This is a genomic window from Coprococcus hominis (ex Arizal et al. 2022), from assembly GCF_040094675.1.
Lineage (GTDB): Bacteria > Bacillota > Clostridia > Lachnospirales > Lachnospiraceae > Coprococcus_C > Coprococcus_C hominis.
Genome location: NZ_JBBNHG010000016.1, coordinates 11,889 through 27,228, shown reverse-complemented (window position 1 = coordinate 27,228; position 15,340 = coordinate 11,889). Strand labels below are relative to the sequence as shown.

Here is a 15,340-nt window from a genome sequence, read left to right as displayed (position 1 = left end):
AAGAAAAAATGATATAAGCATGAAATACATAAAAGGTCGGAATGATGGGAGAATATCATGAAAATAGAGTATAGAAGACTGACAGAGAAAGAACTGAATACGTTTATTGATATGCGGATAAAGCAACTGAGAGAAGAAGGTGCTAAGGAGGATATTGATTTGGTACCTGCATTAAAGCAGTATTATATACGCCATATGGGAGATGGAACATTCGTGTCTTGGCTTGCTTTTGACGGGGATAGGATTATTGGAACGAGTGGGATATCTTTTGTAGAGAAACCGCCATATTTTGGCTGCCCAAGTGGAAAGATAGGGTTACTATCCAGCATGTTTACTGATCCGGACTACAGAAGAAAAAGTATCGCAAAAGAGCTGTTAACACGCGTTGTTCATGATGCAAAAGAATATGGCTGTGGAACAGTGCAGATCACAGCGTCAGATATGGGCGTTAAGTTATATTCGAACTTTGGATTTGTTCCGAATAAAAATTTTATGCAATATAAACTTTCGTGATTCTAACCATTGTCAGTGAAAGTACAGAAAAATATATGAGTGTTAGGTGAGACCACTCATAAGGAAAGGATTATCATGGATAAAACGATAAATGATTTTATTAATCTTTGGGTTGGAAAACGGCTTGAAGGGCTTAACTGCATATGTGAAATGCTGGATTTCTGTTTCAGCGATAATCTCGTATTGCATGGATTGGGATTGACTAGAATTTTTCTTAATGATGACTTGATAATAACAACGATGGATTACAATTCTTGGGATCAAGAAGAGAGCAAACATAATGATGAATGGTTCAATACAGATAAGTTTCGGAATCAGATAATTGGTGGAAAAGTGACAAGCATATCCATTAGTAAATCCAATGATTTGTTCGTTGAAATGGATAACGGCGTGAGAATAGAATGCTATATTTCCAATGCTTATCCGCATTATGAAGAGGAATGTGAACAATGGCTTTTATTTGAACATACAGAGGATCATTCAGGAAGAATATTGACTGCATATAATAAAAGGCTGGAGAGTAACATTGGAAATAGCAGAGGGGACAAAGATGTGGTGGTATGAAGATGTATCAAGAGCTGATTTTGAAGCGGTTAAAGATACGATAGAACAAATTATGCTTCAATTAGGTGCTTCAAAATACGAAATCCGTTTACCTTATGAGGTTAAAACAACAAGCTGTTCAGATGATTTTGAAGAAATGCATCGTTCTGAACGATCAGTATTTACATATAAAGGATTATTTTTCAGAGTGGATGAAGTCCTTTTTAGTAAAAAGCCCTTTATTGTAATAGAATGTGGGGATTTGGATGAGCTAATGAACAATATTATGGATGATGCAGAGCCTTTTCCATATGATTTATCCTATGAAGAATTGTGTGACGAGGTGAAGTATTCTTTGGGAATCGAACCATATCCGCAAGAGTAAAAGTTTATAATTTCTAAGAGGTGAAGTGTGACTTGCAGTTTGGTACACGGTTGATCAGATAGGAAAAACACAATAAATATAAAAATGCTTGACGACATAGTTCAATTCATTTAATTTAAGATACAGGAGTATTCAAGTAAGGATTATGAGTCTGCAATCTATGATATTGTGAAGAAGCATGCTCCGGAATACGATGTGGATGCGATTACTATGGAAGTGCCGGAAGCACGGGAAAACGAAAAAGTGTAAATAGTTATGAGGTAAATAAAGGCAGGATAGATGATTGAAAGTCAACTGTCCTGCTTTCCGTATATAACAGGTTATTGATGGATTATGAGGATAAATAATGGGAATATTTGATAAATTAAAAAGGAAAAGCAGTAGTTTAACAATTGAAAAAATTATAGCAACAGATTATAGTCAAAAGTATTTTGATGAGTGTAAATATATATGGAAAAATTATGTTCCTAAAAGTGGACAGGCAGATAATTTACAGGGAGAGTTGTTAAGAGAAATAGAAGAACTTCGTTGTGAAGCGCAAGACGATGGTAATATAAATTGGGATGAAGATCATTCTTATTTCTGCAATTTTATTAGTAAGAAATTATTAGAACAGTCAATATTTTCGAACATAGAAAAAGAAGAAATAACGTTAATAATGTCTTATATAAAAGAGTGTGGTATGTATGCTCAAAAATTTAACAGCGGTATAATTCCAGAAAATGAGGTTGATATTGATAAAATTGCTTATACAGATAATAATTTGTATGACATTATTTGTGATAAAATAGGGCAATTACAGAAAGAACATAATCTTCCAATACCATACGAAAAAAATGATACTATTAAAAGATAACTTTCTGTTTGTATATTATTAGGGGTGAATTACAGATGAAACCATATCATTTGATTTTGGATTTTACACATGTATATGATGATGAAATATGTGCAGACAGAGAGCAATTTTCGTGGATTGACTGCTCGGATATTGAAGGCAGCGACCTGTATTGTTCGCCACAGGCAGAGCGGGAGATTTGCAGGAGAATAGAGCCGTATGGAGTGCATGGAATCCATTTTGTGGATTCTGGCAATTATCATTATGTTACAAAGATATTTACGGATCAAATTCATAGGCCATTTTCTTTGATTGTTTTCGATCATCATACAGATATGCAGCAACCGTTAATGGAAGGAATGATGAGCTGTGGCGATTGGGCGGGAATGGTTCTTGATCAGAATCCGGCATTGCAACAATTTATTTTGATCGGACCGGCGGAAGACGATATACGGCAGATTCGGACAAAGCACCCAGATAAGCTGATAACTTTTTCTGCAGAGGAAATCCGTAAAGGAGAAGGTGTGGAACGGTTAAAACGGATTCACGGCGGTGTACCGTTGTACATTTCAATCGACAAGGATGTGCTTTCTGAACAATACAGTGAAACAAATTGGAATCAGGGCGAACTGACGCTGGGGATGCTTGAACATATGCTTCAATATTTTCTGGAGCGGGCATCCGTATATGGTATAGATATCTGCGGGGAATGCTCTACGGCGATTGCCCTGCCGGAATATTTTCAGGCAGAGGGTGTAAATGGTAAGACAAACGTAGAGCTGTTTCGATTTTTGCGTAGTTATTGTTGTAGTTGAGCTGGATACAAATGTGCGAAATACAAGAGCAAGAAATTTGTACTAGAGATTAGAGTATGAAGAGATAGGAACCGATAAATGAAGCAAACCACACAGAAAACAGCATATTTCCACCTTCCCGGGCTATTTGAATTCTATGAGTTATACGAATTATTTCTGCCGTTATTTCGTAAGCATCGGGAATACTTTTATGATTGGTGTGAGATTGGCTCCATCTATGGGGCACCTATAGATTGTATCTGGGGTGGCGGACGGATCGGAGGCGGAGATCACAGTGCGCAGGAAGTGCTGCATCTGATGCAGGAATATGGTATTTCCACGAGATTGACATTCAGTAATTCGTTGCTGCAGGAAGAACACTTATCTGACAAGAAATGCAACACACTTTGCACGTTATTTGAAAAAGGTGGAACAGTGCAAAATGGAGTGATTGTGCATTCGGATTTATTACTGGCGTATCTGAAGAGGCAGTATCCGGGCTTGTATCTTGTCTCATCGACCACAAAGGTTCTGACGGAGTTTGAACAGTTCCGGGATGAACTAAAGCGGGACGACTTTCGTTATGTAGTGCCTGATTTCCGGTTGAATAAACGGTTTGAAGATCTGCATACGTTGACGGATGAAGAAAAGGCGAAGGTTGAGTTTTTGTGCAATGAATGTTGCTGGTTTGGGTGCAAAGAACGGAAAGTATGTTATGAGGATGTGAGCCGGAAAGCACTTGGCATAAAAGCACCGGATCATCGATGCATGGCACCAGAGTCGGAACAGGGATACCGGTTCTCAAAGGCAATGTCGAATCCGGGATTTATTGGAGTTGATGCGATAAAAGACGTCTATCTGCCGATGGGATTTTCCAATTTCAAGATTGAAGGACGCGGATTAGGAAGTGCGTTGGTGTTGGAATTCCTGCTTTATTACATGACGAAGCCGGAGTATCAGATTCATGTGAGGGAAGCGATTTATCTGGATAATATGTTGGATCTGTTCTGAGGAGAAATGTGGAATAGAAGTTTCTGCATTATAAGGAGAAGCAAATATGAAATTAAGAAATATACTCATTGTCGTGAAAGACATAGCGCGTGCAAGAAAATATTATCACGACTTATTTGGACTGGATATGCTATTATTATGTTACTCTAATAGAAGTTAGCAGGAAATGAAGGGAGATAAAGAAGGATGACAACAAATAATTATTCAATAATTTTCAGCAGCGTAACCGGTAATACAAAGAAACTGGCAGACACAATCCATGAAACGCTGCCTCAGGATATGTGTGATTATTTTGGCGGGAATGAATTACAGGTACCGGAATCTGATTTGCTGTATATCGGTTTTTGGACGGACAAAGGAAACGCAGATAATAAGACATTAGAATTGTTATCGAAACTAAAAAATAAGAAGATTTTTTTGTTTGGAACAGCCGGCTTCGGTGGAAGCGACACATATTTTAACAAAATTCTTGGGCAGGTCAGACAATCTATTGATTCCAGCAATGAAGTTATCGGAGCGTATATGTGTCAGGGAAAGATGCCGCAGTCTGTGCGTGACCGCTATATTAAAATGAAAGAGAATCCGGAACATCCGGCGAATCTTGATATGCTGATTGAGAATTTTGATCGTGCTTTATCCCACCCGGATGCGGATGATCTGGAAAGATTAAAAAAGACATTATGAACAGACCGGGAAAGTTCAGGAGGAAACAATAATGTCAAAAGATGAATATTTAATTACAGATGCGCCTTTGAAAGCGTTGACCGTATTTGCAATGCCTATGATTCTCGGCAGCTTCTTCCAGCAGGTATATAATATGGCCGATTCCATAATCGTTGGTCAGTTTGTTGGTTCCTCCGCGCTTGCGGCAGTTGGTGCCTGTGCAGCACTTACCAATGTTTTTATTTGTGTGGCATTGGGCGCCGGTGTAGGTGCCGGTGTGCTTGTAAGCCGTTATTTTGGTGCCAGAAATTATGGAAAAATGAAAACAATAGTATCAACATCGTTGATCAGTTTTTTAAGCTTGAGCATACTTCTGAGTGTCCTTGGATTTTGCTTTTCCGATTTGATGATGCGGTTATTACACACACCAGCGGATATACTGGATGATGCGGTGCTGTATCTGCGGGTCTATTTTATGGGATTTCCGTTTCTGTTTATGTATAACATTCTATCAACCATGTTTACTTCCATCGGGGAGTCAAAGATTCCGTTGGTGCTTTTGATCGTATCGTCGATATTGAATATTCTTATGGATCTTTGGCTGGTGGCCGGTCTGGGGCTGGGCGTGTTTGGTGCAGCTCTTGCGACTCTTATTGCACAAGGGATCTCCGCGGTGCTGTCCTTCCTGATTTTTATTCATCGGATGCGGCAGTATCAGAGCCCTTTTCGCTGGTTTGAACGGCAGGAGCTGTATTCCATGCTTCGTATTGCCGTTCCTTCGGTTCTCCAGCAGTCCACCGTGTCAATCGGTATGATGATTGTACAGGCAGTTGTAAATCCGTTCGGTACACAGGCACTTGCCGGCTATGCTGCGACGATGAGGGTAGAAAATGTTTTTTCACTGATATTTGTATCTATTGGCAATGCGGTGTCCCCATACGTTTCCCAGAATCTTGGTGCGAAGAAACCACAGCGTATCAAGAAGGGCTATCATGCTGCATTGGTGTTAGATGCGTGTTTTGCAATCCTTGCGTTTATCGTCATTGAAACACTGCATACGCAGATTTCCTCGTTGTTCCTGGGGAAAGACGGAACTGCTTTTGCATATCAGGTATCCGGGGATTATATGAGGTGGCTTGGGTATTTCTTTATCTTCATGGGTATCAAGATGGCGACAGATGGAGTCCTTCGGGGACTTGGAATCATGCGGCCGTTTCTGGTTGCCAATATGGTAAATCTTGCAATTCGTCTGGCAGTTGCTTTGATCTGTGCACCGAGGTTTGGAATCGCATTTGTCTGGCTTGCCGTACCTGCCGGCTGGCTAGCAAACTTTCTGATCTCTTATGTGGCGCTCAGAAAATCATGGCCGAAAATCCTGCACTGAATAAACACGGTGTGTGTTTGCTCCTATGCATAAGGCGGAAAATGGCGTTTCTGGTTCCGACATTGCTTGGGTATATCGATAAGACAAAAAAACAGATGATTATAAATGAAGCTCGGGATGTCTGGGGTGCCTCGCAGGCAGCCTTGACAGAATGCTACGGATTGCACCCGGAAAGCTTTGAGGCTTCCTGTAAGTTTACTTCGTCCATAGGTGGAAGGAACGTGAAAAATCTGGGAAGAATATCGAACGGTGCCCTTGGAGCTTTGCAGAAAGATCCGGACGATACGGTGGAAGCGGGAACATCCAGCCGCAGGATTGCCTGCTATCCTGGGAATAATAAACGATCGGATGACAGTACGGAGAATAATTCGCCTGTATTACCTTTGCATATGTTTGTTCCGATAGGCTTTGGGCGTACAACACATAATTTCTTTAAATTTGCGAATAAAATAACTGACATTTTCAAATCCGCAATCCAGTGCGATATCAAGCACTGGATTGTTTGTCGTTTCAAGCAGAATACATGCCTTTTGAATGCGGTAATTAAGCAGATACTGAATCGGAGAAACACCTGCAATATCTTTGAAAAAACGGCAGAGGTACTGGCTGTTGCATGGGATGGTATCCGCCAGGTCCTGCAATGTGATCGGCTGGTTATAATTATGCTCCATATAAGAGATGACAGACTTATAGTTCTGTATTTTCTTTTGGTTTGTCTGTGCGTGTGCATTTTGGACTGATTGCATGAGATTGGCTGTATAAATGGATGATATAATATCGAGAATCAGTAGTTTGCTTGTCATATACCAGCAGGAATCCATTTCTGCGGCAGTATCCATAAGAGCCTTGATTTTAGGTGAAAGGGCGGCATGGATGGATGAACCGCAATGGTAGATATTTGGCAATAGAGCCAGTTGGTTTATCAGTGGTCTGATACATTTTTCCTGCATTTCATCTTCATAGGAAAAATCCAGAATACACGGGTCGAATAAGATTACGTTGTGCTTGGTATCGGAGGAATTCCCCTTGATCTGATGCAGGTCGCCGGGATTCAGGATACAGATATCTCCTTGTGATAAAGTAAAGCTCTGCAGATTGATTTCAAATTCAAAGCTCCCCTTCTCAATATAGAGAATTTCCATATAGTGGTGCCAGTGGCGCGCAACAAAGAAATATTCCGGATAGGGTGTACCGGCCCCGGTATCAAAATGTAATTTGGAAATAGGATGTTCTTTTGTTCCGTAATGAATATTTTCTTTTAGAGAAATGTCCTGGTTCATATCGTATAATCGTTCCTTTTTTGTAAGTAGACTCGTGCCAGACCTGTGCCTGCATAAGTTCTTATAGTTAAAATATGCTATATTTTAAGAAAAGTCAATATTGTGTCATAAAATAACGAAGATAATGCAAGAATATTAGCTTGCTTGACAATATAATGATATTAACAAAACGCAGGACAAAACAATCGGAAGGAGAATGCGAAATGATTAAAAAATATACCTATGGAACCCCGTTTCCAACAGAGTCAGTGACAGAGCGATTTGCAGCATCGAAAGGAATGCCGGAGTTTGGCGTCATTCATTTACAGGAAGGATTTTCTTTCACTTATAAGCTTCGTGATGAGGATGTCGTATATGGACTCGGTGAAGCAAACCGTAGCATCAACAAACGCGGCTACCAGTATATCAGCAACAATTCAGATAATCCCCATCATCATGAAGATGTATATTCGCTGTATGCTGCGCATAATTTTATTATCGTGTCAGGGGAGCAGACGTTTGGACTTTACTTTGATTATCCGTCAACGCTCACCTTTGATGTCGGTTACACAAGATCGGACGAGCTTCATATCTTCTGTGAAAGGGCAGATCTGGATCTGTATGTTATTACAGGCGAAAATCCATACGATATTACAAAGCAGTTTCGGAAGATGATTGGCAGAAGCTATATTGCGCCGAAATTCGCGTTTGGATTCGGGCAGAGCCGCTGGGGATATAAAACGCCGGAGGATTTTGTTGCGGTGGCAGAAAAATACAGGGAAAATCATATTCCGTTAGATATGGTTTATATGGATATTGACTATATGGATAACTATAAAGATTTTACGGTAAATGAGGAGTTCCGTGATTTCCCGCAGTACGTAGAGAACCTGAAGAAGGATCATATCCGGCTTGTTCCGATCATTGATGCAGGCGTAAAAATCGAAGAGGGATATGATGTATACGAGGAAGGAGTCGAGAAGAATTATTTCTGTAAGAGACAGGACGGAAGTGATTTCGTAGCCGCTGTCTGGCCCGGATATACACATTTTCCGGATGTATTAAATCCAGATGCCAGAAAATGGTTTGGAGAGAAATATAAGCGCCTGACGGATGCCGGCATAGAGGGATTTTGGAACGATATGAATGAACCGGCGATATTTTTTACACCGGAGGGTGTAAAAGATGTAAAGGAAGCGATGAAAGCGTTCATAGACAAAGAGGAAACCGTGCAGGACGTATGGGCAATCGGGGCGCAGGTGACCGGTCTTGCGAACAACGCGGAAGATTATGCATCTATGTATCACAATGTAGATGGCAAGATGGTGCGGCATGATCAGGTGCACAATCTGTTCGGATATAACATGACGCGTGCAGCGGGGGAAGGACTCCGTGAGATTTCGCCGGATAAGCGTTGCCTGTTGTTCTCACGTTCATCCTACATTGGAATGCATCGCTACGGTGGAATCTGGACCGGCGATAATAAATCCTGGTGGTCACATATTCTGCTGAATCTGAAGATGCTGCCATCCTTAAACATGTGTGGGTTCTTATATACCGGTGCCGATCTGGGTGGTTTTGGCTGTAACACGACACGGGATCTGCTGCTCCGCTGGCTGGCACTCGGTGTATTTACGCCGCTTATGCGGGATCATACCTGCGAGAATACAAGAGAACAGGAATGTTACCAGTTTGAACACATGGAGGATTTCCGGCATATAATCGGTGTGCGGTATCGGTTGATTCCGTATATTTACAGCGAATATATGAAGGCTGCACTGACCGATGACATGATGTTTAAGCCGCTTGCATTTGAGTACCCGGAAGATCGGATGGCTGTAAATGTGGAAGATCAGTTGATGCTCGGAAATGAAATCATGATCGCACCTGTGTATACGCAGAATGCAATCGGCAGATATGTGTACCTGCCGGAAGCGATGATGCTTGTCCGTTTTTGCCCGGACGGAAAAATCGAACAGACGGAAATGCCGAAGGGACATCATTTTGTCGAGGTTCCGTTGAACGAGGTTATATTATTTATCCGTCAAGGCAAGTGCATTCCGCTTGTGGATGCCGCAGAGTGCGTGGATGAGATTGATATGGACAGCCTGCAGCTGATTGGATATGCGAATAGCACCTATCAGTTATATGACGATGACGGTTATACGAGGGCATATGATCTGGAAAAGTCAACCGTCTGGTTGAAGAAGGAAGGGAGAAAGCAGTAGAGAGAAACTGCAGTGAAAACTAGGATGAAGAAAACGTGGTGGAAAGAAGCAGTTGTGTATCAAATTTACCCGAGAAGTTTTAAGGATTCTAACGGGGATGGAATTGGAGATTTAAATGGTATCACAGAGAAGCTTGAGTATCTGAAGGAATTAGGCATTGATGTGATCTGGCTGTCGCCAGTGTATCAGTCTCCAAACGATGATAATGGATATGATATCAGTGATTATCAGGCGATAATGCGTGATTTTGGTACGATGGAGGATTACGACAAGCTATTGGCTCGTGCACATGAGCTTGGAATCAAAATTATGATGGATCTGGTCGTCAATCATACATCGGACGCACATGCATGGTTTGTAGAAAGTCGAAAGAGCGTGGATAATCCGTATCGCGATTTTTATATCTGGCGACCTGCAAAAGCGGATGGCAGTGCACCGAATAACTGGGGATCTGTATTTAGTGGTTCTGCATGGGAATACGATGCACAGACGGATATGTATTATCTGCATCTGTTTTCAAAACGTCAACCGGACTTGAATTGGGATAACCCGGAGGTGCGACAGCGGGTATTTGAGATGATGAATTGGTGGTGTGAAAAGGGCATTGATGGATTCCGGATGGATGTCATCAGTCTGATTTCAAAGGATATGGAATTTCCGGATGGCGTGCCGGGAGAGACTGGTTATGCAGCAAATACTGCGGCAAATGGACCACATGTGCATGAATATTTGCAGGAAATGAATCAGAAGGTTTTGTCACACTATGATCTGATCACGGTTGGGGAGGCATCCGGTGTTACCGTTGAAGAGGCTATGAAATATGCAAATGCGGATGGTACGGAGCTGAATATGGTATTCCAGTTCGAGCATGTTGGCGAAGGGAGAACAACCGCAGAGAATCATTATGGAAAATGGGATAGTGAGAAAATGCCTCTTCCGGAATGGAAGGCATGTCTGTCCAAATGGCAGACAGGACTTGCTGGTAAAGCATGGAACAGTTTGTATCTGTCAAACCATGACCAGCCGCGGTCGGTTTCACGGTATGGAAATGACAGTAAGGCATATCGGGAGATATCGGCAAAGATGCTTGCAACCTGTCTGCATATGATGCAGGGAACTCCATATGTGTATCAGGGCGAAGAACTGGGAATGACCAACGCTTATTTTGACAATCTCGAGGATTACCGGGATATTGAAAGTATCAATGCTTACCGGGAGTTGACTGAGAATTGTGGGGTTTCCCATGATGAAATGATGGGATATCTAAAGAAGATCGGCCGTGACAACGCCAGAACGCCGATGCAGTGGGATGACAGTGCGAATGCGGGATTCACAACGGGTATTCCATGGATTCGTGTCAATCCGAATTTCCAGGAGATCAATGCACAAAGACAAGTTGGAGATCCGGAGTCTGTATTCTCCTACTACAAGGAGTTGATCCGCCTGCGTCATGAGAATGCAATTATTGTGTATGGAGATTATGAATTGCTTGAGCCGGAACATAAGGATTTATTCATTTATCGAAGAAGCCTGGAAGATGCGAATTTAACTGTGATATGTAATTTTTCAGATCATGAAGTTACGATTCCGGAAACGGTACAAAAATGCATCTCGAAAGATTCGACAATCCTGATTGGTAATTATAAACAGCATACAACAGGGAAAATGAAACCGTATGAGGCAATTGTCTGGCAAAATAAATAGCTCTAAATTACTAGAATAAAAATACCACAGCTACTTGACAATACAAAGTAGCTGTGGTATTTTCTTGCCATACTACTTGGCGATACAAAGTAGAAAGGCAGGATACGCTTTGGAAGAAATACGAAAACTGCCTCATAACGGAGGAACTATCATGATAGATACACAATTAATGAAAGGAATTCTGGAAGGATGCGTGCTATCGGTGATTGCAGAGCATGAGACGTATGGCTATGAGATTCTGCAACGGCTGACGGAATCCGGATTCACCGAGCTTGCCGAAGGAACGATGTATCCGGTGCTCACGCGGCTGGAGAAGAACGGCTATATCCAATGCCGCAAAGAGAAATCACCGCTCGGGCCGATCCGAAAATATTATTCGGTGACCGATGCAGGAACAAAGCATCTGAAGGAATTCCGCGAGAGTTATAAGAGCATTACGGAAAGTGCGAAGAAAATATTAAGGATGGAGGAGTGAGGCGGATGAAAGCAGATTATATTTTATTACAGGATAGGCTGAAAGGAGAATACAAAGATGCATTTCAGAAGGTACAGATGTACAGCACAAGCAATCTGATCGGCGAAGATACCGAGAGTGAACTGATGATGGAACTGCTCGACCATATGCTTATGGCGCAGGAGGAAGGCAAACCGGTTTCGACGATTGTCGGAGATGATATCGAGGGATTCTGTGAGATTTTTTTCAGTGAGTACAAGCTTGGCAACCGGTTCGTAGATTTTCTGAAGACGCTATATCGTATGGCTTGGATTATGCTGGTCTTTGCAATTCTGGATCTTGTCATCGGAGATGGCGCGCTGTCGGGCAGCGATATCGGTGCCATTGGTGCTATTGTGCTCGGTGGACTGAGTGGTAGTTTGTCGATTCTGATTATATATCTTCTGATCCGACCACTTGTGAAGAAGCGGAAGGTAAACGCGACCGCGCTCAATGCCATCTATATTGTTCTGTTGTTTGCCAGCGTTATAATTACTTGTGTACTTGCCAACCGGTATTCCATCAATGTGCCGGCGTGGGTTGCAGTTACGCTTCCGACCGTTTACATCGTCGTATATTATATCGTAAATGCAGTTACGAACTATAAGAAAAATGAACGGCGCAGGAGATAAGGACAGACACCATTATCCGAAGAAGAATTCATGGAGAAGCTGGATAAGCAGTACGATTACCGAAGAAGTTTGATTATGAATGTGCTTGTATTTTCTGTCTGCACATTTGGCGTTTTATTGATGGAGCTGGTGCTTGCGGCACCACCGATGAAGGAATTTGCATGGCATGCGGCAATCCTTATCCTATGTGAGAGCGGCGTGTGTGTATTTTACAGCAACAGCGGAAAGAATGCATGTGCAACCTATGCGAAGATGCGTGCACGGATGAAGGCGGAGAACTTGACACTTGCGGAGTATGTCGCGAAGGGCGGCACGGCGGAATAAAAAAATTAGAAATACAGATTGATTGGATCGTTGGACGAAAAGAGGAACGAACATGACGGAGAATGAACCGAAGAAGATTGTAGTACGAGGCGCAAACGTACATAATTTGAAGAATATCAATGTGGATGTGCCATTACATCAGATCGTTGGGATTGCAGGTGTGTCCGGATCGGGCAAATCATCACTTGCGCTTGGCGTGTTGTATGCTGAGGGTTCCAGACGATATCTGGAATCGTTGTCGACTTATACAAGGCGGCGGATGACCGGGGCGGCAAAGGCAAAGGTGGATGAAGTGTTATATGTACCGGCAGCACTGGCACTGCATCAGCGGCCGGGCATTCCGGGGATTCGCAGTACATTTGGAACCGGAACGGAGCTTTTGAACAGCCTGCGGTTGATGTATTCCCGGCTGGCATCCCATCGCTGCCCGAACGGACATTATGTGCCGCCCACATTAAAGGTGGCAGCAGAACAGGAGATTTTGTGTCCGGAGTGCGGGGCGAAGGTGCAGGCACCAAGTGCGGAGGAACTGGCATTTAATTCGCAGGGGGCGTGTCCGAACTGTGGCGGAACTGGCAGTGTCCGAACGGTGGATATTGATTCGCTTGTGCCGGATGATTCCATCAGCATTGACGATGGCGCCGTTGCACCTTGGAACAGTCTCATGTGGTCTTTGATGACAGATGTCTGCCGGGAGATGGGCGTGCGTACAGACGTTCCATTTCGTGAGCTGACGGAGCGGGAGAAAGACATTGTCTATCATGGACCGGCGGAGAAAAAGCATATTTTATATAAGGCGAAAAAATCGAATCAGGCGGGTGAACTTGATTTTACATATTACAATGCCATTTATACAGTGGAAAATGCCTTGGCGAAGGTGAAGGATGAAAAGGGCATGAAGCGTGTTGAGAAATTCCTTAAGGAAGAGGTATGTCCGGCATGTGGTGGCAGCCGGCTTTCTGAAGCGGCGCGGGCACCACGGCTGCGCGGAATTGGATTGGTTGAAGCCTGTAAGATGACGCTTGGGGAATTGGTCGACTGGGTAGCTGGTGTGCCGGATTCTTTGCCGGAGGAGATGCGGCCGATGGCAGAGGCAATCTGTGAGTCGTTCCAGACCGTAGCCAGACGGTTGATGGATTTGGGACTTTCTTATCTTTCGCTTGATCGTGTAGCATCTACACTTTCGACGGGGGAACGGCAGCGGATGCAGCTTGCACGCGCCGTGCGGAATCGTACAACCGGTGTATTATATGTATTGGACGAGCCGTCGATCGGACTGCATCCATCGAATATTCAAGGCTTGAATGCTGTTATGCATGACCTTGTTGCAGACGGAAATTCGGTGCTTCTGGTCGACCACGATACACAGATCTTATCGGAATCGGATTGGATTATTGAGATGGGACCAGAGGCAGGTGCCGGTGGTGGCTATGTGATCGCACAGGGTGATATTCCGCAGATTATCGCAAATCCGGATTCGATGATCGGACCATTTCTGGCGCGGAAGGCGGATATGCGTGTGCGCAAGCAGGCACGCGCGGAGGAAATGTTTGACTTTGGAGCACTGCATCTGTCGACGGATACGATTCACACGGTCAGACCGTTGGAAGTGGATATCCCGAAGGGGCGTCTGACTGTGGTAACCGGAGTGTCTGGTTCCGGAAAGACAACGATGGTTTTAGAAAGCCTGATTCCGGGCTTGGAAGCATCTTTGCAGGAAGCCACGCTACCAGCACATGTAAAGCAGATTTCGGCAGAGGGAATCGCGCATGTGAAGTTGATTGACGCATCGCCAATCGGAATCAATGTGCGGTCGACAGTCGCAACGTATGCGAATGTACACGATGAACTGCGGAAGATATATGCAAAGACACCAGATGCGAAGGAAGCGGGCTATAAGGCAGGCGATTTCTCCTATAATACCGGAAAGCTGCGATGTCCGGTGTGTGATGGAACAGGGCAAATCAGTCTTGATGTGCAATTCCTGCCGGATGTAGATGTACCATGTCCGGAATGCAACGGATCGCGGTATGGGAAGGAAGCATGGCAGATCGGCTATGAGACGAAACAGGGAGCGAAGTATTCCCTGCCACAGTTGATGGATATGGATGTGAATACTGCGTTGGAAGCAGCGGCGGAGTGGAAGGTTGTGCGCCAGCGCCTGCAGGTATTGAAGAATCTGGGACTTGGTTACCTGACGCTGGGCGAGGAGACGCCGAGCCTGTCTGGTGGAGAGGCACAGCGGTTGAAGCTTGCCAGCGAGATGGGAAAAGGACAGGCAGATTCGGTCTTTGTATTCGATGAGCCAACGATTGGGCTGCATCCGCTGGATGTGCAGACATTGCTTGGCGTATTTCAGGCGCTTGTCGATCAGGGTGCAACCGTGCTTGTGATCGAGCATGATTTAGATGTGATCCGGAACGCCGACTATGTGATAGACATGGGACCGGGCGGTGGTGCCGCCGGTGGCCGTGTCGTTGCGGTTGGAACACCGAAGCAGATCGCAGCAAATAAAGACAGTATTACGGGAAAATATATTTAAAGTCATAAATTCTCCTTGACTCTGCACTTG

Annotated in this window: 15 protein-coding genes and 1 pseudogene; 15 read left to right on the top strand and 1 reads right to left on the bottom strand. The window is 43.7% G+C overall.

Translation table 11 applies throughout. The annotated features are described in order from the left end of the window. Positions 1-57: 57 nt before the first annotated feature. From AAAT93_RS00690 to AAAT93_RS00650, 9 genes and pseudogenes are all read left to right on the top strand, one after another. Positions 58-513 (top strand): GNAT family N-acetyltransferase, encoded by a 456-nt coding sequence (locus AAAT93_RS00690; protein ID WP_227573532.1) that lies wholly within the window; start codon positions 58-60, stop codon positions 511-513. A gap of 75 nt (positions 514-588) precedes the next feature. Continuing rightward, a complete protein-coding gene (locus tag AAAT93_RS00685; protein WP_118546266.1) occupies positions 589-1,077 on the top strand; it encodes a hypothetical protein in 489 nt (162 codons plus the stop codon). After that, positions 1,064-1,441, top strand: a complete 378-nt coding sequence (locus AAAT93_RS00680; RefSeq protein ID WP_227573533.1) for a hypothetical protein — start codon at positions 1,064-1,066, stop codon at positions 1,439-1,441. The genes AAAT93_RS00685 and AAAT93_RS00680 overlap by 14 nt, the downstream gene beginning before the upstream one ends. Positions 1,442-1,787: 346 nt before the next feature. Continuing rightward, positions 1,788-2,297: a hypothetical protein gene (locus AAAT93_RS00675; RefSeq protein WP_227573534.1), complete on the top strand. Its 510-nt coding sequence runs from the start codon at positions 1,788-1,790 to the stop codon at positions 2,295-2,297. Between the two features lie 35 nt (positions 2,298-2,332). Further along, positions 2,333-3,091: an arginase family protein gene (locus AAAT93_RS00670; RefSeq protein ID WP_227573535.1), complete on the top strand. Its 759-nt coding sequence runs from the start codon at positions 2,333-2,335 to the stop codon at positions 3,089-3,091. 78 nt (positions 3,092-3,169) lie between these two features. Continuing rightward, complete coding sequence (locus AAAT93_RS00665; RefSeq protein ID WP_227573536.1) at positions 3,170-4,081, top strand: hypothetical protein; 912 nt, start codon at positions 3,170-3,172, stop codon at positions 4,079-4,081. Between the two features lie 46 nt (positions 4,082-4,127). Then, positions 4,128-4,217, top strand: a pseudogene (locus AAAT93_RS00660) (VOC family protein); the annotation flags it as partial. 50 nt (positions 4,218-4,267) lie between these two features. After that, the gene (bilS, locus tag AAAT93_RS00655) at positions 4,268-4,765 is read left to right on the top strand and encodes a flavodoxin family protein BilS (RefSeq protein WP_227573537.1); all 498 of its coding nucleotides are present in this window, start codon (positions 4,268-4,270) and stop codon (positions 4,763-4,765) included. A 31-nt stretch (positions 4,766-4,796) separates the two neighbouring features. After that, the gene (locus tag AAAT93_RS00650; protein ID WP_021986024.1) at positions 4,797-6,128 is read left to right on the top strand and encodes an MATE family efflux transporter; all 1,332 of its coding nucleotides are present in this window, start codon (positions 4,797-4,799) and stop codon (positions 6,126-6,128) included. 377 nt (positions 6,129-6,505) lie between these two features. Here AAAT93_RS00650 and AAAT93_RS00645 read toward each other — a convergent pair whose 3' ends face one another. Continuing rightward, positions 6,506-7,408, bottom strand: a complete 903-nt coding sequence (locus tag AAAT93_RS00645; RefSeq protein WP_227573538.1) for an AraC family transcriptional regulator — start codon at positions 7,406-7,408, stop codon at positions 6,506-6,508. Positions 7,409-7,611: 203 nt separating this feature from the next. On the opposite strand from AAAT93_RS00645, the gene AAAT93_RS00640 reads away from it, so the two are divergent. From AAAT93_RS00640 to AAAT93_RS00615, 6 genes are all read left to right on the top strand, one after another. Next, positions 7,612-9,615, top strand: coding sequence for a glycoside hydrolase family 31 protein (locus AAAT93_RS00640; RefSeq protein ID WP_227573539.1), 2,004 nt, complete (start codon positions 7,612-7,614; stop codon positions 9,613-9,615). 24 nt (positions 9,616-9,639) lie between these two features. Further along, positions 9,640-11,319 carry an alpha,alpha-phosphotrehalase gene (locus AAAT93_RS00635; RefSeq protein ID WP_227573540.1) on the top strand — a complete coding sequence of 560 codons (1,680 nt, stop codon included), beginning with the start codon at positions 9,640-9,642 and terminating at the stop codon, positions 11,317-11,319. Between the two features lie 151 nt (positions 11,320-11,470). Beyond that, positions 11,471-11,794 carry a PadR family transcriptional regulator gene (locus tag AAAT93_RS00630; RefSeq protein ID WP_227573541.1) on the top strand — a complete coding sequence of 108 codons (324 nt, stop codon included), beginning with the start codon at positions 11,471-11,473 and terminating at the stop codon, positions 11,792-11,794. Between the two features lie 5 nt (positions 11,795-11,799). After that, positions 11,800-12,444: a DUF1048 domain-containing protein gene (locus AAAT93_RS00625; protein WP_227573542.1), complete on the top strand. Its 645-nt coding sequence runs from the start codon at positions 11,800-11,802 to the stop codon at positions 12,442-12,444. A 30-nt stretch (positions 12,445-12,474) separates the two neighbouring features. Continuing rightward, positions 12,475-12,768 (top strand): hypothetical protein, encoded by a 294-nt coding sequence (locus tag AAAT93_RS00620; RefSeq protein WP_227573543.1) that lies wholly within the window; start codon positions 12,475-12,477, stop codon positions 12,766-12,768. Between the two features lie 52 nt (positions 12,769-12,820). Beyond that, positions 12,821-15,310, top strand: coding sequence for an excinuclease ABC subunit UvrA (locus AAAT93_RS00615; protein WP_227573544.1), 2,490 nt, complete (start codon positions 12,821-12,823; stop codon positions 15,308-15,310). Positions 15,311-15,340: the final 30 nt, after the last annotated feature.